General features: G+C 62.2%; 14 protein-coding genes and 1 riboswitch. Of the genes, 12 read left to right on the top strand and 2 right to left on the bottom strand.

The genetic code is table 11. From position 1 onward, the window contains the following. The first annotated feature begins 29 nt into the window (after positions 1-29). Both metH and rimK read left to right on the top strand, forming a co-directional pair. Positions 30-3,725 (top strand): methionine synthase, encoded by a 3,696-nt coding sequence (gene metH / locus I6L41_RS14410; protein WP_216959636.1) that lies wholly within the window; start codon positions 30-32, stop codon positions 3,723-3,725. A 231-nt stretch (positions 3,726-3,956) separates the two neighbouring features. Next, a complete protein-coding gene (gene rimK, locus I6L41_RS14405; protein WP_005340088.1) occupies positions 3,957-4,853 on the top strand; it encodes a 30S ribosomal protein S6--L-glutamate ligase in 897 nt (298 codons plus the stop codon). Positions 4,854-4,948: 95 nt separating this feature from the next. Here rimK and I6L41_RS14400 read toward each other — a convergent pair whose 3' ends face one another. After that, positions 4,949-6,193 carry a HAMP domain-containing sensor histidine kinase gene (locus I6L41_RS14400; RefSeq protein WP_216959635.1) on the bottom strand — a complete coding sequence of 415 codons (1,245 nt, stop codon included), beginning with the start codon at positions 6,191-6,193 and terminating at the stop codon, positions 4,949-4,951. Beyond that, positions 6,190-6,858, bottom strand: a complete 669-nt coding sequence (locus I6L41_RS14395; protein WP_005340090.1) for a response regulator transcription factor — start codon at positions 6,856-6,858, stop codon at positions 6,190-6,192. The genes I6L41_RS14400 and I6L41_RS14395 overlap by 4 nt, the downstream gene beginning before the upstream one ends. 88 nt (positions 6,859-6,946) lie before the next feature. Between I6L41_RS14395 and I6L41_RS14390 the strand changes: the two genes are divergently transcribed. From I6L41_RS14390 to I6L41_RS14345, 10 genes are all read left to right on the top strand, one after another. Further along, positions 6,947-7,369, top strand: coding sequence for a hypothetical protein (locus I6L41_RS14390; protein ID WP_005340092.1), 423 nt, complete (start codon positions 6,947-6,949; stop codon positions 7,367-7,369). A gap of 86 nt (positions 7,370-7,455) precedes the next feature. After that, a complete protein-coding gene (locus tag I6L41_RS14385) occupies positions 7,456-7,941 on the top strand; it encodes a hypothetical protein (RefSeq protein ID WP_005357761.1) in 486 nt (161 codons plus the stop codon). Positions 7,942-8,201: 260 nt separating this feature from the next. After that, positions 8,202-9,665 carry an aerolysin AerA gene (aerA, locus tag I6L41_RS14380; RefSeq protein ID WP_216963973.1) on the top strand — a complete coding sequence of 488 codons (1,464 nt, stop codon included), beginning with the start codon at positions 8,202-8,204 and terminating at the stop codon, positions 9,663-9,665. Positions 9,666-9,936: 271 nt separating this feature from the next. Continuing rightward, a riboswitch (TPP riboswitch) is annotated at positions 9,937-10,049 on the top strand. Positions 10,050-10,329: 280 nt separating this feature from the next. After that, positions 10,330-12,321, top strand: a complete 1,992-nt coding sequence (gene thiC / locus I6L41_RS14375) for a phosphomethylpyrimidine synthase ThiC (protein ID WP_302054508.1) — start codon at positions 10,330-10,332, stop codon at positions 12,319-12,321. After that, positions 12,318-13,925 carry a thiamine phosphate synthase gene (thiE, locus tag I6L41_RS14370; protein ID WP_216959634.1) on the top strand — a complete coding sequence of 536 codons (1,608 nt, stop codon included), beginning with the start codon at positions 12,318-12,320 and terminating at the stop codon, positions 13,923-13,925. Before thiC ends, thiE begins: the two co-directional genes overlap by 4 nt. Continuing rightward, positions 13,915-14,709, top strand: coding sequence for a HesA/MoeB/ThiF family protein (locus I6L41_RS14365; protein ID WP_216959633.1), 795 nt, complete (start codon positions 13,915-13,917; stop codon positions 14,707-14,709). The genes thiE and I6L41_RS14365 overlap by 11 nt, the downstream gene beginning before the upstream one ends. Then, the gene (thiS, locus tag I6L41_RS14360) at positions 14,706-14,912 is read left to right on the top strand and encodes a sulfur carrier protein ThiS (RefSeq protein ID WP_005308183.1); all 207 of its coding nucleotides are present in this window, start codon (positions 14,706-14,708) and stop codon (positions 14,910-14,912) included. The genes I6L41_RS14365 and thiS overlap by 4 nt, the downstream gene beginning before the upstream one ends. 1 nt (position 14,913) lies before the next feature. Next, positions 14,914-15,681 carry a thiazole synthase gene (locus I6L41_RS14355; protein WP_139748027.1) on the top strand — a complete coding sequence of 256 codons (768 nt, stop codon included), beginning with the start codon at positions 14,914-14,916 and terminating at the stop codon, positions 15,679-15,681. Positions 15,682-15,701: 20 nt separating this feature from the next. After that, a complete protein-coding gene (gene thiH, locus I6L41_RS14350) occupies positions 15,702-16,922 on the top strand; it encodes a 2-iminoacetate synthase ThiH (protein ID WP_216959632.1) in 1,221 nt (406 codons plus the stop codon). A gap of 579 nt (positions 16,923-17,501) precedes the next feature. After that, the gene (locus tag I6L41_RS14345; protein ID WP_139430450.1) at positions 17,502-18,041 is read left to right on the top strand and encodes a transposase; all 540 of its coding nucleotides are present in this window, start codon (positions 17,502-17,504) and stop codon (positions 18,039-18,041) included. Positions 18,042-18,243 lie beyond the last annotated feature (202 nt).

The following is an 18,243-nucleotide window of genomic DNA, read 5'->3' as shown; positions in this document are numbered from 1 at the left end:
TGTAAGAGGAACACGCGGTGTCGAACGTAATGTCGAGCAGAGAGCCGAGCAAGCAGTCGGACGTAACAAAGAAGCTGGAAGCCTGCCTCAGTGAGCGGATCCTGATCATCGACGGGGCCATGGGCACCATGATCCAGGGCTACAAACTCGGGGAGGCGGATTATCGGGGTGAGCGGTTTGCCGACTGGCATACCGACATCAAGGGCAACAACGATCTGCTGGTGCTGACCCGTCCGGCGGTGATCCGCGAGATCCACGAGCAGTATTGCGCTGCCGGGGCCGACATTCTCGAGACCAACACCTTCAACGCCACTCGCATCGCCATGGCCGATTACGAGATGGAAGAGTTTTCCGCCGAGATCAACCGTGAAGCCGCCCGTCTGGCCCGCGCCGTGGCCGACGAGTGGACGGCAAAAGATCCCGCCAAGCCGCGTTTCGTGGCAGGGGTGTTGGGCCCCACCAACCGCACCGCCTCCATCTCGCCGGATGTGAACGATCCCGGCAAGCGCAACGTCACCTATGACCAGCTGGTGGCCGCCTATACCGAATCGACCCAGGCGCTGATCGAGGGTGGCGCCGACATAATCCTGATTGAAACCATCTTCGATACTCTCAACGCCAAGGCCGCCGCCTTCGCGGTGGAAGGGGTGTTCGAGGCGCTGGGCTACAGCCTGCCGGTGATGATCTCCGGCACCATTACCGATGCCTCCGGCCGAACCCTCTCCGGCCAGACCACCGAAGCCTTCTACCACTCGCTGCGCCACGTAAAACCGGTGTCGTTCGGCCTCAACTGTGCGTTGGGGCCCGATGAGCTTCGCCAATATGTGGAGGAGTTGTCTCGCATCAGCGAGACCCATGTCAGTGCCCACCCCAACGCCGGTCTGCCCAATGCGTTCGGTGAGTACGACCTCGATGCGGGTGAGATGGCAGAGCATATCCGCGAGTGGGCCCAGAGCGGCTTCCTCAACATGGTCGGCGGCTGCTGCGGCACCACCCCGACCCATATCCGCGCCATGGCCGATGCCGTGGCGGGCATCAAGCCGCGCGTGCTGCCCGAGCTGCCGGTGGCCTGCCGCCTGTCGGGTCTCGAGCCGCTGATCATCACCCCCGAGTCCATGTTCGTGAACGTGGGGGAGCGCACCAACGTTACCGGTTCAGCCAAGTTCAAGCGGCTGATCAAAGAGGGGCTCTACGACGAGGCGCTCGACGTTGCCAAGCAGCAGGTAGAGAACGGTGCCCAGATCATCGACATCAACATGGACGAGGGGATGCTTGACGCCGAAGCGGCCATGGTGCGCTTCCTGAACCTCATCGCCGGTGAGCCGGATATTGCCCGGGTGCCGGTGATGATCGACTCCTCCAAGTGGGAGGTGCTGGAAGCGGGCCTCAAGTGCGTGCAGGGCAAGCCGGTGGTCAACTCCATCTCCATGAAAGAGGGGGAGGAGAAGTTCATTCAGCAGGCGAAACTGCTGCGCCGCTACGGCGCCGCCGTCATCGTGATGGCGTTCGATGAAGCGGGGCAGGCCGATACCCGCGCCCGCAAGTTCGAGATCTGCCAGCGTGCCTACCGGATCCTGGTGGATCAGGTCGGTTTCCCGCCGGAAGACATCATCTTCGACCCCAACATCTTCGCGGTAGCGACCGGCATCGACGAGCACAACAACTACGCGGTGGACTTCATCGAGGCGGTGAAGGACATCAAGACGCACCTGCCCCACGCCATGATCTCCGGCGGCGTCTCCAACGTCTCGTTTTCGTTTCGCGGCAACGAGCCGGTGCGCGAAGCCATTCACGCCGTCTTCCTCTATCACGCCATCAAGAACGGCATGGACATGGGGATCGTCAACGCCGGTCAGCTCGCCATCTATGAAGACATTCCGGCGGAGCTGAAAGAGAAGGTCGAGGCGGTGGTGCTCAACCTCAATGACAATGCCACCGAGGAGCTGCTGGCCATCGCCGAGAAGTATCGCGGTGCCGGTGCCCAGGCTGAGGATCCGCGGGATCAGGAGTGGCGCAGCTGGCCGGTGGGCAAGCGGCTGGAGCACGCACTGGTCAAGGGGATCACCGACTTTATCGAAGAGGATACCGAAGAGGCGCGCGCTGGCGCCGAGAAGCCGCTGCACGTCATCGAAGGGCCGTTGATGGATGGCATGAACGTGGTCGGCGACCTGTTCGGCGCGGGCAAGATGTTTCTGCCGCAGGTGGTGAAGTCAGCGCGGGTGATGAAGCGGGCGGTGGCCTATCTGCAGCCCTATATCGAGGCGGAAAAGTCGGGCGGCTCCAGCAACGGCAAAATCGTGCTGGCGACCGTGAAAGGGGACGTGCACGACATCGGCAAGAACATCGTCGGGGTGGTGCTGCAGTGCAACAACTTCGAGATTGTCGACCTCGGGGTCATGGTCTCCTGCGAGACCATTCTCAAGACTGCGCGTGAGGTCGGCGCCGATATCATCGGGTTGTCGGGTCTCATCACCCCGTCCTTGGACGAGATGGTGCACGTGGCCAAAGAGATGGAGCGTCAGGGCTTCAAGCTGCCGCTGCTGATCGGTGGTGCTACCACCTCCAAGGCGCACACTGCGGTGAAGATCGAACAGAACTACTCGGAGCCCGTGGTCTATGTCTCCAACGCTTCCCGCGCGGTGGGGGTGGCCCAGAGCCTGCTTAGTCCGGATCTGAAGGAGGCGTTTGTCGCCCGCATCGACAAGGAGTACGAGATCGCCCGGGATCAGCATGCCCGCAAGCAGCCGCGCTCCCGCCCGGTCAGTCTGGCCCACGCCCGCGCTAACCGGCATCAGCTGGATTGGGTTGGCTACCAGCCACCCAAGCCCCACGAGCTCGGGGTGCAGAAGTTCGAAGATGTGGCCATTTCGGAGCTGCGCCCCTACATCGACTGGACGCCTTTCTTCCTCAGCTGGGAGCTGGCGGGCAAGTATCCGCGCATCCTCGAGGACGAGATCATCGGCGAGGAGGCGACCAAGCTGTTTGCCGACGCCAACGCCATGCTGGACCAGCTGGAAAAGGATCAGAGCGTGCGCTGCGCCGGGGTGATCGGCCTGTTCCCGGCCAACGCGGTAGGGGACAGCATCGAAGTTTACAGTGACGAGTCCCGCACCGAGGTCATCAAGGTGCTGCATCACCTGCGCCAGCAGAGCGAGAAGCAGGGCTTCCCCAACTACTGTCTGGCGGACTATGTGGCGCCGAAAGAGAGCGGCAAGCCCGACTGGATCGGCGCCTTCGCGGTGACCGGCGGTATCGGTGAGGAGGCCATCGCCAAGGCCTACAAGGCGCAGCATGACGACTACAACGCCATCCTTATTCAGGCGGTGTGCGACCGTCTGGCCGAAGCTTTTGCCGAGTATCTGCACGAGCAGGTGCGCAAGGTTCATTGGGGTTATGCTCCCGACGAGGCCCTCAGCAACGAGGAGCTGATCCGCGAGAACTATCAGGGCATCCGCCCGGCTCCCGGTTATCCTGCCTGCCCGGAGCACACCGAGAAGGGGAGCATCTGGGAACTGCTGAAGGTGGAGCAGGCTATCGGCATGCAGCTCACCGAATCCTACGCCATGTGGCCGGGGGCGGCGGTGTCGGGCTGGTACTTCTCCCACCCCGAGAGCAAATACTTCGCGGTGGCGCAGATCCAGCACGATCAGGTGGAAGATTACGCCGTTCGCAAGGGGATGACACTGGCCGAGGCCGAACGCTGGTTGGGGCCAAACCTGAACTGACTCCCGCGTGACACCGGTTGATCTTTAACGAGAAACGGCGGCATCCTTGCTTGGGTTGAACAACCTGCGCAGAGCCGCCGTTTAACCTGTTGGTCACAGTGATGTGGTAGCGTGCGGTTTGGTGTGGTTTGTCTTGTTGTCAGGATAAACAATTGGCGTTGTCTTGGCGCTGTGGCACCTTATACTCTCCCGCCCCATCCTGCCCAGGCACAGCCTTCTAGCGGAATTGTCATGAAGATCGCCATTTTATCCCGTGAGCCGAAAAACTACTCCACCCGCCGTCTGGTCGAGGTGGCACAGGCGCGCGGTCATCAGGTAGAGGTGCTCGACACCCTGCGCTGCTATATGAATATCGCTTCCCATAACCCCTCCATTCACTACGAGGGTGGGGAGCTGGGAAGCTATGACGCCGTGATCCCGCGGATCGGGGCCAGCATTACCGCCTACGGCACCGCCGTGCTGCGCCAGTTCGAGATGATGAACACCATGGCCCTCAACAGCTCGGTGGCCATCAGCCGTTCCCGCGACAAGCTGCGGGCGATGCAGCTGCTCTCCCGCCACGGTATCGGCCTGCCCATCACCGGCTATGCCCACAGCACCCACGACGTGCCCGACCTCATCACCATGGTGGGCGGGGCGCCGCTGGTGGTGAAACTGCTGGAGGGAACCCAGGGGATTGGCGTTGTGCTCTGCGAGACTCAGAAGGCCGCCGAGAGTGTGATCGAGGCCTTTATCCAGACCAACAACAACATTCTGGTGCAGGAGTATATCCGCGAGGCCAATGGCGCCGACATCCGCTGTCTGGTGGTCAACGGCAAGGTGGTTGCCGCCATGCGCCGTCAGGCACAGCCGGGGGAGTTTCGCTCCAACCTGCACCGTGGCGGCACCGCCGAGGCGATCAAGATCACTCCGGAAGAGCGCGCTACCGCGGTGCAGGCCGCCAAGATCATGGGGCTGGATGTAGCGGGGGTCGATATCCTGCGCAGCGCCCGCGGCCCGCTGGTGCTGGAGGTCAACTCCTCCCCCGGCCTGCAAGGGGTGGAAGCCGCCTCCGGCAAGGATGTGGCCGGCAAGATCATCGAGTTCCTCGAACTCAAGGCGAGCCGCAAGAACAAACCGGCGGAGTGAGCCGCGGGCTTGCATCTGTCAGATAGTAACAGGGCGCCCTCGGGCGCCTTGTTGCTATCTGGCTGGTGGGTTGGCGGTGCCACTGCGCCCTCACCCTAACCCTCTCCCAAAGGGAGAGGGAACTGTTCGGCAGTGATCATCGCCAGCCGGGCGCTGAATACGCCATCCTCGAGCCGGGTGTCGATCTGCCAGCCCAGCTTCTCGCAGATGCGTTGGATGATGGTGAGGCCACAGCCGTAGCCGAGGATCTGATCCGGCGCCGCCGCCGTCGGGTTGCTGATGGTGAGCTCCGGGCCGCACAGCTCGATGTCGATATGTCCTTCGGCATAGCTCAGGGCATTTTTCAGCAGGTTGCCAAGGGCGATGGCGAGCAGGGAGAGGGGGGCGTTGACTTCGCTGCTCTCGTCCAGATTAAGCCGGATATCGAGGGCCTCACGCTGCAACAGTGGGGCGAGGCGGGCCAGCTCCTGACGGATCAGCGGGGTGACCTGTTGCAGCGGTCGCTCCACTGCCTCCTTGCGGCCCAGCAGCAGGAAGGTCTCGGTGAGCAGTGCCATCTCGTCGGCGGCGGCGCGGATGCGGGTGGTGGCGCGGGCGGCCGGTGCTGGCAGATCTGTCACCTTGCCAAGCAGCGCGGCCGAGCCCTGGATCACCATGTTGGGGGTGCGCAGCTCGTGGCTGGCGAAGCGGCTGAACTCCTGCTCGCGGGCGAACACCGCGCTCACCTCCTGCTTGCCGGCCAGCAGCGCCAGCTCGATATCCCGCAGCTCCTGCCAGGGGGCGTCGGGCTCGAAATCCGCCTGATCCGGGGTGAGGTGGGCGACCCTCTGTTGCAGCCGTTGCAGCGGCCCTGTGATATGGCGTACCAGCCAGATACCGAAGCCGAGGCAGCCCAGCAGCAGGGTCACCCCGATCAGCCGGGTGGCGAGATGCAGCTTGTCTTCGTAGGGGTCGAGGTAGTCGTCGGCGTCGTCATTGAACACCAGATAGAGCAGTCCCTCGCCGGAGGGGTGGCGGGCCACCAGAAAGTGTTTGTCCTCCTTGCCCAGCTGATGCTCGAAAAAGCCGGGAGTCTGGTAGGGCTTCAGCCATTTCGGCAGACGGCCCGCCTCGGTCCAGTAGCTGGAGAACTGTCTGGGGCTCGGAGCCGCCGCAGCCGGGCCGAGTCGCAGCCAGTCATCGCTGTAGCGGGTTACTTCGGCTTCCAGCCAGTGGCGCAGGCTCAGCTCCTCCATCTTGTCCTCGGCCACCAGCATCAAGCCGGAGAGCAGGATCAGCAGCACCACCCCGGCGCCGCCGAGCGCCATGATCAGGCGGCGGCGCAGGCTCGGCAGGCTCATGCGCTCACCAGTCGATAGCCCTGGCCGTGGAGGGTCTCCAGCATGGGAGTGGGGAAGGGCTTGTCCAGCGCGTTGCGCAGGGCGTAGATATGGCTGCGCAAGGCATCGGAGTCGGGCTCCTCATCCCCCCAGACGGTGTCGAGCACCTCCTGACGGCTGACGATGGCGGGGGCGCGGCGGGCCAGCAGGGCGAGGATCCGGAACGGGATCTTGCCGAGCTTGAGGGGCTCACCGGCACGGGTGGCGCGGCCGCTGGCGACATCGACCGTCAGATCGCCAAAGCTGATGGCCCCCACATCGCCGCGCGGGCCACGCAGACTCAGAGCTTGCAGCCGTACCTCCAGCTCCTCCATGGCGAACGGCTTGACCAGATAGTCATCCCCTCCCGCCTTGAAGCCCGCCAGCTTGTCCTCCAGGCTGTCGCGGGCGGTGAGAAACAGCACGGGAGTGGCAATCCCCTGCTCGCGCAGGCGCGCCACCGTGCTGAGGCCATCGAGGCGCGGCATCATCACATCCATGATGATGACGTCAAAACGCTGCTCCTCCAGCAGTTGCAGCGCCGCCTGACCGTGATAGGCACAATCGAGGCGGTGACCGGCCAGCTCCAGATAATCCATGATGGTTTCCGCCACCTGAGGATTGTCTTCCACTACCAAAATCTTCATGCTTTGCTCTCCTGGTTGGCGAGCGTTTCACGCTCTTTTCACACCGGATTCGGCATCCTGTTTGCCAGTGTAACCCCGAGGATCCCTGATGAAGAAGTCTCTCTGCGCCCTTCTGTTGCTGATCTTGTTGCCACTTGGCACCGCACAGGCGACCGAATTCAAACTGACCGGCCGCACTACCTGGCAGCTTGGCCAGTTGATGGTCAACGGCATGCCGTTCGTGATCGACGACCAGACCCGCTTCAAGGATTGGCTCAACGAGGATGATCTCGGTGGTACCTGGGTCGAGATGAAAGGGGTGGTGGAGAACGGCGTGCGCTATGTGCGCAAGGTCGAAGCCCTCGACGAAGATGACAAGGACGAGATGGATCTGGAGGGGCCGGTGGAAGGGGGGCGGATATGGGGCTACACCACCTCGGATAACAGTCTGGCGCCGTTTGAAGGGCGCTGGCTGGAGCTGGAGTGCAAGTTTGACGGCATGCGCCTGAGCCGTTGCCGCGAGGATGACTGATCCGATCTCTGCGTTCCGATTAGAAATGCTCCCGAATGAAGCCCATGCTTGTCCAGCATGGGCTTTTTGTTCAGGGACGAACGAAGATGGAACAATCGAGAAAGTGGTGTGCATGGATGCTGGGAGTGCCGCTCTGGGCGGCGCAGGCGGGAGCCGACGAATTGTGGCTGGTGGAGCTGGAGCACAGCGACGGCATCCGCCTGCAATTTCAGGGGGCCGAGGTGGAACAGGGCAGTGCCGCCATCTGGCGGCAGGGGGAAATTTGGCCGCAGCCACTCAAACCCGGCGACCAGCTCGCCCTGCTGGTGGCAGATGGCGTTGCCACCCGCATTGAGCTGCTGGCCGCCAGAGCCCCGCTGGCCAATCAGCCCTGGCAGCGGGCGCAAGATCGCCTGCAATCCTTCGATGATCGGCAGCTCACGCTGGCAACCCTGGGCACTGTGCCACTCAATCCGCAGGTGCGCTGGGTCAACGGTTCGGTCGCCGATCTGCACGCCGGGAGCGAGCTGGTATTGATCCGTTCGGCGGATGGAATATTGCAGGGAATTGAAGTGATCAATCCGGAAGAGTAATTCAGCATCTTCTTATTTAATATGGTTTCACCATATTGTGGCAGCCATTAAATAATGACTGTCACAATATTTATGATTTATTCCTCAATAAAGTCATCGCTCTAATTATTTTCCTGTATCACCATTATTTTGTTTGTCATGGATGTTTTTTGGTGGTTTATTTTATTTGTGTCAGGTTTTGTCGGAGTCCATACCTGTCAAATGAAAAAGGATATTTCTACACAATAACAATTATCGTATGTCTGAAAGAGGGATAAATGATGAATAGAATAATTACCGCCAATCTGGCGTTTTTGGCGTCTTCATTGATGCTCGCTCAGGTGCAGGCGGCTGAACCTGTCTACCCTGATCAGGTCAAGTGGGCGGGCCTTGGCACGGGCGTCTGTGCCAGTGGTTACCGTCCTCTGACCCGCGATGAAGCCATGAGTATCAAGGGTAATCTGGTCAGCCGCATGGGGCAGTGGCAGATCACCGGGCTGGCTGATCGCTGGGTGATTATGGGGCCGGGATATAATGGCGAAATCAAACAGGGCACTGCCGGAGAAACCTGGTGTTATCCTAACTCACCAGTTTCAGGAGAAATACCAACACTCTCTGACTGGAATATTCCGGCGGGTGATGAGGTCGATGTGCAATGGCGGATTGTCCACGACAATGATTATTTTATCAAGCCAGTCAGTTATCTCGCCCATTATTTGGGATACGCCTGGGTGGGTGGAAATCATAGCCCCTATGTCGGGGAAGATATGGATGTTACCCGGGTTGGCGATGGCTGGCTGATAAAGGGAAATAATGACGGCGGCTGCTCCGGATATCGTTGCGGGGAGAAGAGCTCCATCAAGGTAAGCAACTTCTCATATACCCTGGAACCCGACTCCTTCAGCCATGGTCAGGTCACCGAGAGCGGCAAGCAGCTGGTCAAGACCATCACGGCCAATGCGACCAACTACACCGACCTGCCCCAGCAGGTGGTGGTGACCCTGAAGTACGACAAGGCCACCAACTGGTCGAAGACCGATACCTACAGCCTGAGCGAGAAGGTGACCACCAAGAACAAGTTTCAGTGGCCGCTGGTGGGTGAGACCGAACTGGCCATCGAGATCGCAGCGAGCCAGAGCTGGGCTTCCCAGAAAGGGGGCTCGACGACCGAGACCGTCTCGGTTGAAGCGCGCCCCACGGTACCGCCTCACTCCAGCCTGCCGGTGCGGGTTGCTCTCTACAAGTCCAACATCTCCTACCCCTACGAGTTCAAGGCCGAGGTCAATTATGACCTGACCATGAAGGGCTTCCTGCGTTGGGGCGGCAATGCCTGGTATACCCATCCTGAGAATCGCCCCACCTGGGAGCACACCTTTGCCGTCGGCCCGTTCCGCGACAAGGCGAGCAGCATCCGCTACCAGTGGGACAAGCGTTATATCCCGGGTGAAGTGAAGTGGTGGGACTGGAACTGGACCATCAGCGAGTATGGTTTGCCGACCATGCAGAATAACCTGGGTCGTGTGCTGCGCCCGATCCGTTCGGCGGTGACCGGTGACTTCTATGCCGAGAGCCAGTTTGCTGGCGATATCGAGATTGGTCAGCCCCAGACTCGTTCCGCGAAGGCTGCCCAGTTGCGTAACGCCTCTGCTGAAGGTGTGGCTCTGACCGGTGTGGATCTGGATCAGGAGGCCCTTGCCAACGAAGGGTTTGGCAATGTATCCCTGACCATAGTTCCGGTTCAATAACCTCCCTCGCAGGCCCCTTTCATAGGGGCCTGTTCCTGTTCTGTGCAAGACGATGCACTTGCCCTGCGCCCCTCGATTTTCCCTCTTTTTCTCCTCTTGTCCCTGAATGATCACAGTGGGAACCTGTAGCGTGCCAAGGTGATGCCAACGCAGGTTTGACCTCTGTTTGGGGTGGTCCCGTGATCGAGACATTGTTCACTCATTTGTTGCAAGAGGCGTGTTGGCCAGATTGTTAACGGCTTGTGCTTTAGATTTTCCCCCTTATACTGGCGCCATCTTGTCGGAGTGCTGACCGTCGAACGACGCGAAGCTGAGACCGTTAATTCGGGATCCGTGGAACCTGATCAGGTTAAAACCTGCGAAGGGAACAAGGGTAACTTGCGGGTTACCGCGCCGGAGGAGGAACAAGCCTCTTCCGCTTATCGAAGGGATCACCCTTGATGGGTCAGGGCGCACAGGAGGGAGTCTGTCCCGTCCGGTTGTCCAGCACGTGGGGCGCCTTGCCCACAGCATGCAGAGAGCGGGAAGCGGCAGAACAGCAGCGCGGAGATCCATCCCGCGCGCACTCCCTCCCGAGATAAACACCCCGCCGCAAGTTCATCTTCTCCTCGAACTCCAGACAAGCAAACACCCATAACTTCAACCAGTTAATGTGAGTTTTGCTATGTCTACTTCCGTATCTGATATCGCCAAATCCAGCCGCCGCGAGCAGCGCTCCAGCGCCCAGGCCTTTATCGACAGCCTCAAGGGGATGGCTCACCCCAACTCCCGCCGCATCTTTATCGAAGGCTCCCGCGCCGATATCCGGGTGCCCCTGCGGGAGATCCAGCTGGCTGACACCTTCGTCGGCGGCACCAAAGAAGATCCCCGGTTCGAGCCCAACGAGCCGGTGCCGGTCTACGACACCTCGGGCCGTTACGGGGAGGAGGGGGTCGCCATCGACGTGCGCCGCGGCTTGCCGCGCCTGCGGGAGAACTGGGTGCTGGAGCGGGATGACACCGACGAACTGCCGGGCCTCAGCTCCACCTTCACTCAGGAGCGTCTGGCTGACGAGGGGCTCGACCACCTGCGCTTCGAACATCTGCCGAAACCGCGCCGCGCCAAGCCGGGCCGCCGGGTCACCCAGCTCCACTACGCCCGTGCCGGCATCGTCACCCCCGAGATGGAATTTATCGCCATTCGCGAGAACATGGGTCGCGAGCGGGTGCGCTCCGAGCTCCTGCGCACCCAGCATCCGGGCCGCGATTTCGGTGCCCGTTTGCCCCAGAACATCACCCCCGAATTCGTGCGCGATGAGGTGGCCGCCGGTCGCGCCATCATCCCCAGCAACATCAACCACCCGGAAGCGGAGCCGATGATCATCGGCCGCAATTTTCTGGTGAAGATCAACGCCAACATCGGCAACTCGGCGGTCACCTCCAGCATCGAAGAGGAGGTGGAGAAGCTGGTCTGGTCGACCCGCTGGGGGGCCGACACCGTGATGGATCTCTCCACCGGCCGCTACATCCACGAGACCCGCGAGTGGATCCTGCGCAACAGCCCGGTGCCCATCGGTACCGTGCCCATCTATCAGGCGCTGGAGAAGACCAACGGCATCGCCGAGGATCTCACCTGGGAGCTGTTCCGCGACACCCTGCTGGAGCAGGCCGAGCAGGGGGTGGACTACTTCACCATCCACGCCGGCGTCCTGCTGCGTTTCGTGCCGATGACCGCCAAGCGCCTCACCGGCATCGTCTCGCGCGGCGGCAGCATCATGGCCAAGTGGTGCCTCTCCCACCATAAAGAGAACTTCCTCTACCAGCACTTTCGCGAAATCTGCGAGATCTGCGCCGCCTATGATGTGGCCCTGTCGCTGGGCGACGGTCTGCGTCCGGGCTCCGTCTATGACGCCAACGACGAGGCGCAGTTCGCCGAGCTGCTCACTCTGGGCGAGCTGACCAAGATCGCGTGGGAGTACGACGTGCAGGTGATGATCGAGGGGCCGGGTCACGTGCCGATGCACATGATCGAGCGCAACATGACCGAGCAGCTGGAGCACTGCCACGAGGCGCCGTTCTATACGCTGGGCCCGCTCACCACCGACATTGCTCCGGGTTACGATCATTTCACCTCCGGCATCGGTGCCGCGCTCATCGGCTGGTACGGCTGCGCCATGCTCTGCTACGTCACCCCCAAGGAGCATCTGGGTCTGCCCAACAAGGAGGATGTGAAGCAGGGGCTGATTACCTACAAGATCGCCGCCCACGCCGCCGATCTGGCCAAGGGTCACCCGGGCGCCCAGATCCGCGACAACGCTATGTCCAAGGCGCGCTTCGAGTTCCGTTGGGAGGATCAGTTTAATCTGGCCCTCGACCCCGACACCGCCCGTGCCTACCACGACGAGACCCTGCCGCAGGAGTCCGGCAAGGTGGCCCACTTCTGCTCCATGTGCGGGCCCAAGTTTTGCTCCATGAAGATCACCCAGGATGTGCGTGATTACGCAGCAAAGCTGGAGGCTGTGGAGATCAAGCTGGTCGGTATGGATGGCCGGCAGGAGCAGGTAGTGGCTCAGGTGGAGAGCGGCATGGCCCGCATGGCAGAGACCTTCAAGGAGACCGGTGGCGAGCTCTACCATCAGGCGGCGGTGCTGAAACAGGCCGCAGGGGAGGAGGCGTGAGCAGCGCAAGCGGGGCTGTCAGCCCCGCCGACCTGTCGCCCGTGACGGACTCTCGCCCAGTTGTCTGGACCATCGCTGGTTCAGACTCCGGTGGCGGTGCCGGCATTCAGGCCGACTTGCACACATTGCACGACCTTGGCGTGCACGGCTGTTCGGTTATCTCCGCCATCACCGCCCAGAACTCGGTTGCGGTGAAGATGGTTGACCCCGTGCTGATGCAGACTTTCACCGCCCAGATCGATGCCCTCGGCGTCGATCTGCCGCCCGCCGCCATCAAGATCGGTCTGCTGCCGACCCGGCTCCACGTCGAGGTGTTGGCCCGCCGACTGGCAACTATCGAGGCCCCCTTCGTGGTCTACGACCCGGTGGCCATCGCCAGCACCGGCACCCCGATGGCGGAGCCCAATATGCTGGAGGCGGTGCGCGAGCAGCTGTTGCCACGTCTGTCGCTCATCACCCCCAACGGCCCCGAACTGGAAGCCCTGACCGGCATTCCTGCGACCAGCCCTGTGCTGGTGCGCTTCGCTGCCCAGCGGCTGCGCGAACTCGGCGCCAGCGCCGTGCTGGTCAAGGGCGGCCATCTGGGTTGGAGCGGTGAGCTCTGCCTCGACTACTACCAGGACGAGACCCGCGAATTCTGGCTCGCCGCACAGCGCCTGAATACCCGCCACGGCCACGGCACCGGCTGCTGCTACGCCAGCGCCATCGCCGCCGTGGTGGCGCAGGATTATCCGGTGGAGGATGCCATCACCCTCGCTCGCGCCTACTTGCAACAGGGGTTGGCGGCGGCGCAGGGAGTGGGGGCTGGCCCGGGGCCCATCGCCCATCTCGGCTGGCCCGCCGATCTGGCCCACTTCCCCCGTGCCGTGCTGGCGGGTTCAACCCTCGATCGCCGCTTCGGGCTTTATGAAACAAGCCGCGCCCGCCTGCCGCAGGGTCCCTTTGCCGCCACCGAACACAACCTCGGCCTCTATCCGGTGGTCGATTCGGTCAAGTGGCTGCGCCGCCTGCTGGGGCAGGGGGTCAAGACCATTCAGCTGCGGATCAAGAATCTGCCCGCCGCTCAGGTGGCACCGGCCATTGCCGAGGCTGTCGCGCTCGGTCGCCGTCATGGGGCGCGGCTTTTTATCAACGACTACTGGCAGCAGGCCATCGAGGCGGGCGCATGGGGCGTGCATCTGGGGCAGGAGGATATGGAGACGGCGGATCTCGCCGCCATTCAGGCGGCCGGGCTGCGCCTTGGCATCTCCACCCACGGCTACTTCGAGCTGATGCGGGCGCGCGAGCTGGCCCCCTCCTATATGGCGCTGGGTCATATCTTCCCGACCAATACCAAGGCGATGCCTTCGCGCCCTCAGGGGCTGGTGCGGCTGCACCGCTACCGCGCCCTGATGGCGGAGTGGCCGACGGTGGCCATCGGCGGCATCAGCGAGGATCGGGTGGCGGCGGTCAAGGCAAGCGGGGTCGGCAGTATCGCGCTGGTCTCGGCCATCACTGCCAGCGACGACTGGCAGGGGGCGACCGAGCGGCTGCTCTCTGCCGTGGGAGCGGGGGATGAGCCACGCTCGGCCACCGTTATTCGGGAGGCAGAACATGCTCTCTGATGCCGCTTCTCTTAGTGACAAAGAGTATTTGCGCTACGGCCGCCAGCTGATGCTGGCGGAAGTGGGGGAGGCGGGGCAGGCGCGGCTGAAAGATAAGTCCGTGCTGATCGTGGGCTTGGGCGGGCTTGGCTCACCGCTCGCCCTCTATCTGGCCGGGGCCGGGGTGGGCACCTTGTGGCTGGCCGATGGCGACACGGTCGATTCCAGCAACTTGCCGCGCCAGATCCTGTTCGATAGCGAGGCGGTCAACCACTCCAAGGCGGAGCTGGCCCGCGAGCGCTTGGCCGCCCACAACCCGCTGGTGGAGCTGATTGCCATCAACCAGCGGCTCGATGCCGCCAGCCTGCCGGAGTTTGTGGCCGAGGTAGATCTGGTGATCGATTGCTGCGACAACCTCGCCACCCGCCATGCCATCAACGCCGCCTGCGTGGCTCAGGGCAAGCCCTGGATCTCCGCCGCCGCAGTGGGTTGGCAGGGGCAGCTGATGGCGCGTACCAGCTCGGAGCACGCCTGCTACGCCTGCCTCTATCCGCTGGATACCAAGCTCGCCCAGAGCTGCGAGACCAGCGGCGTCACCGGTCCGCTGGTCGGGGTGATGGGCTCTTTGCAGGCGCTGGAGGCACTGAAACTGCTGCTCGGGATGCCGAGCCCGGTCGCCGGCACATTGCGCCGCTTCGATGCTTTGACCCATCAGTGGCAGACCCTCACTCTGGCTCCCGATCCCGATTGCCCGGTTTGCGGGCAGCGCCGATGCCCGACACACGATAAGGAGATCACCCCATGACCCTCACCATTCGACTCAACGATAAAGCCCAGTCGCTGGCGGCAGGGCAGAGTGTGGCCGACCTGCTGGCGGCGCAAGACGTTAATCCACAGGGGGTTGCGGTGGCCCTTAACGGCGCCGTGCTGCCCCGTGGCCGCTGGGCCGAGACCCGTCTCAACGACGGGGATGAACTCCACCTCTTCACCGCCATAGCAGGGGGCTGACATGCTCAAGATTGCCGATCACACCTTCTCGTCGCGCCTCTTCACCGGCACCGGCAAGTTTGCCCGCCCGGAACTGATGGCCGCCGCCATCGAGGCGAGCGGCTCCCAACTGGTCACCATGGCCATCAAGCGGCTCGAACCGGGCAAGGCCCACGACGATATCCTGAGCCCCTTGTTGCAACTCGGGGTCAAGCTCTTGCCCAACACCTCCGGCGCCAAGACTGCCGCCGAGGCGGTATTTGCCGCCCACCTCGCCCGCGAGGCGCTGGGGACGAACTGGCTGAAGCTGGAGATCCACCCCGACCCGCGCTACCTCTTGCCCGATCCCATCGAGACGCTGAAAGCCGCCGAGCAATTGGTGAAAGAGGGCTTTGTGGTGCTGCCCTACTGTGGTGCCGACCCCGTGCTCTGCAAGCGGCTGGAAGAGGTGGGCTGCGCCGCCGTGATGCCGCTCGGCGCGCCCATCGGTTCCAATCAGGGGCTGGTGACCCGGGAGTTTCTCGCCATCATCGTCGAGCAGGCCAATGTGCCTGTGGTGGTGGATGCGGGGATCGGTGCGCCGAGCCACGCCGCCGCCGCCTTTGAGCTGGGCGCCGATGCCGTGCTGGTCAACACCGCCATCGCGGTGAGCGGCGACCCGGTCGCCATGGGCCGCGCCTTTGCCCTGGCCTGCACTGCCGGTCGCAGCGCCTATGAAGCTGGCCTTGGCGCCCGCGCCCTGCAGGCCCAAGCCTCCAGCCCGCTCACCGATTTTTTGGGGGCGTTATGAGTCATGAAACAGGGGCGACCATGAACATCTCCCCCTTGCCCCAAGGGCAGCCAGAGGTTTGCCCCCCTCTCCCTCTGGGAGAGGGGCTGGGGGTGAGGGCGCCGGGGGGGAGGGCTAAGGAGCCTACCTTTCTTGACCGATGGCAGGAGCTGGAGTGGGACGATATCGGCATGCAGATCCGTGCCAAGACCGCCGCCGATGTGGCACGTGCCCTGAGTGCTCCCCGCCGCACCCTGGCCGATTTTATGGCGCTGATATCCCCGGCCGCCGAAGGGTATTTGCCACAGATGGCAGCCGAGGCCGAGCGGCTGACCCGCCAGCGCTTTGGCAACACCATCGGCTTCTATGTGCCGCTCTATCTGTCGAATCTGTGCGCCAATGACTGCACCTACTGCGGCTTCTCCATGAGCAACCGCCTCAAGCGCAAGACCTTGAATACAGAGGAGATTGAGCGCGAGTGTCTGGCCATCAAGGCGCGCGGTTTTGACAGCGTGCTGCTGGTGACCGGCGAGCACGAGCACAAGGTGGGGCTCGCCTATTTTCGCGAGGTGATGCCCATCATCCGTCGCCACTTCAGCACGGTGGGGATGGAGGTTCAGCCCCTCTCGCAGGCCGACTATGCCGAACTGAAGAGCCTCGGCCTCGACGCCGTCATGGTCTATCAGGAGACCTACCACGCCCCCACCTACGCCCGCCACCATCTACGTGGCAACAAGCGGGACATCGCATGGCGCCTCGCCACGCCGGATCGGCTGGGCCGTGCCGGTATCGACAAAATCGGGTTGGGGGCGCTAATCGGCCTCTCCTCGGATTGGCGCGCCGACAGCTACTTTGTCGCCGAGCATCTGAGCTGGCTTGAGCGCCACCACTGGCAGAGCCGCTATTCGCTCTCCTTCCCGCGCCTGCGCCCCTGCACCGGTGGGCTGGAGCCTGCCGTAGTCATGTCGGATCGCCAATTGGCCCAGCTGATCTGCGCCTGGCGCCTCTTCTCGCCCACGCTGGACTTGTCCCTCTCCACCCGCGAGTCCGCCACGTTTCGCAACGGCGCGGTGCGCCTTGGCATCACCCAGATGTCCGCCGAGTCGCGCACCCAGCCGGGTGGCTATGCCGAGGGGGATAAAGAGGAGCTGGAGCAGTTCGCCATCCATGACGATCGCCCGGTGGGGGAAGTGGCCGCCGCCGTGCGGCAGGCCGGGTTGCAGCCGGTGTTTAAAGATTGGGAGCCGTTCTTGGGCCGATAGGGGCGGCCACGCCCCCCCTTTGCCGGTGGCATCCCGGCGTCCAACCAGACTCCGTGCCTGTGGCGAGCAGGCACGGCCTTACCGTGCAATCGTAGGGTCGATTAGCCGGTAGGCGTAATCGTCCGAGGAGATAGTCGATGGCACGGCTTCGCCGTGCAGGATGCGAGGCCGCTGGCCTCGAAGGGTTTTCGCCCGCCCTTCGGGCTGGGGCGAGTGACTTTGGAAAGACCCAAAGTCACCAAAGGTCTTCTCCCCCACCAATCCGACCGCTACGCGGTTTCCCTCATGGCAGGTGCAAGGTCGGACGGACCGCCGCAGACGGCACATCCCTGTGCCGGCTGCGTCTGCGCCATCATCCCTGATGGCGCTCCTGACCTTTCACCTTCTCCTCGGCGGATTGGAGGGGGAGCCAAAACCGTGCCCTCCATAGCCTCAGGGAGTTGTCGTAGGGTGCAATAAGCGGAGCGCATTGCACCGCTATTGTGATGAGAGGTGCAATTCACTTCGTTCATTGCACCCTACGTTTTGCTTCGTTTGAACCACATTTAACAACATGGTTGATTGTGGGTTGGGCAATACATGTCGAATTACAAACGGGTATGGCAACCAGGGGGAACCTGGTTTTTTACGGTCGTGCTGGCTGAGCGTCAGAACAACCATCTACTGATCGAGCAGATTGATCTGCTGAGGTCAGTTGTCAGGGAGGTGCAAGAGCGCCACCCATTCCGGATCCACGGATGGGTTGTCTTGCCCGAGCATCTACATGCACTGTTGGAGTTGCCGGAAGGGGATACCAATTTTCCGTTGCGCTGGCGCCAAATAAAAAGCAGGTTCTCACGAGGGCTCCCCAATTCAGAGGCTCGTTCAGAATCTCGCTGGCGTCGCGGTGAACGGGGCATTTGGCAGCGACGTTATTGGGAGCACCTGATCCGCGATCAGGAAGATTTCAATCATCATCTCGATTATATCCATATTAATCCCGTCAAACATGGATTGGTAACAACCCCGAAAGACTGGCCATATTCTACCTTCCATCGTTGGGTTCAACAGGGCCGGTATCCATTATCTTGGGGAGACACCGCCACGCCAGAATATGAAATGCCACACAACAATAAATAATCGGTGTTAACGTGGTTAACGTAGGGTGCAATAAGCGGAGCGCATTGCACCGCTTTCATTATGATAGTTGTGAAGATAGAGGTGCAATTCACTTCGTTCATTGCACCCTACGGTTTTACCAAGCCTCGGATGCAAATAACTCGTTAATTGCATCCTACAGCCATGGCTAGCGAGTTAGTCTCCCCGAACAAGAGAGATTTAA

The organism is Aeromonas sp. FDAARGOS 1411, from assembly GCF_019047125.1.
Taxonomy (GTDB): domain Bacteria; phylum Pseudomonadota; class Gammaproteobacteria; order Enterobacterales; family Aeromonadaceae; genus Aeromonas; species Aeromonas veronii.
The sequence above is the reverse complement of the archived record's forward strand: the minus strand, read 5'-3'. Positions and strand labels throughout refer to the sequence as shown.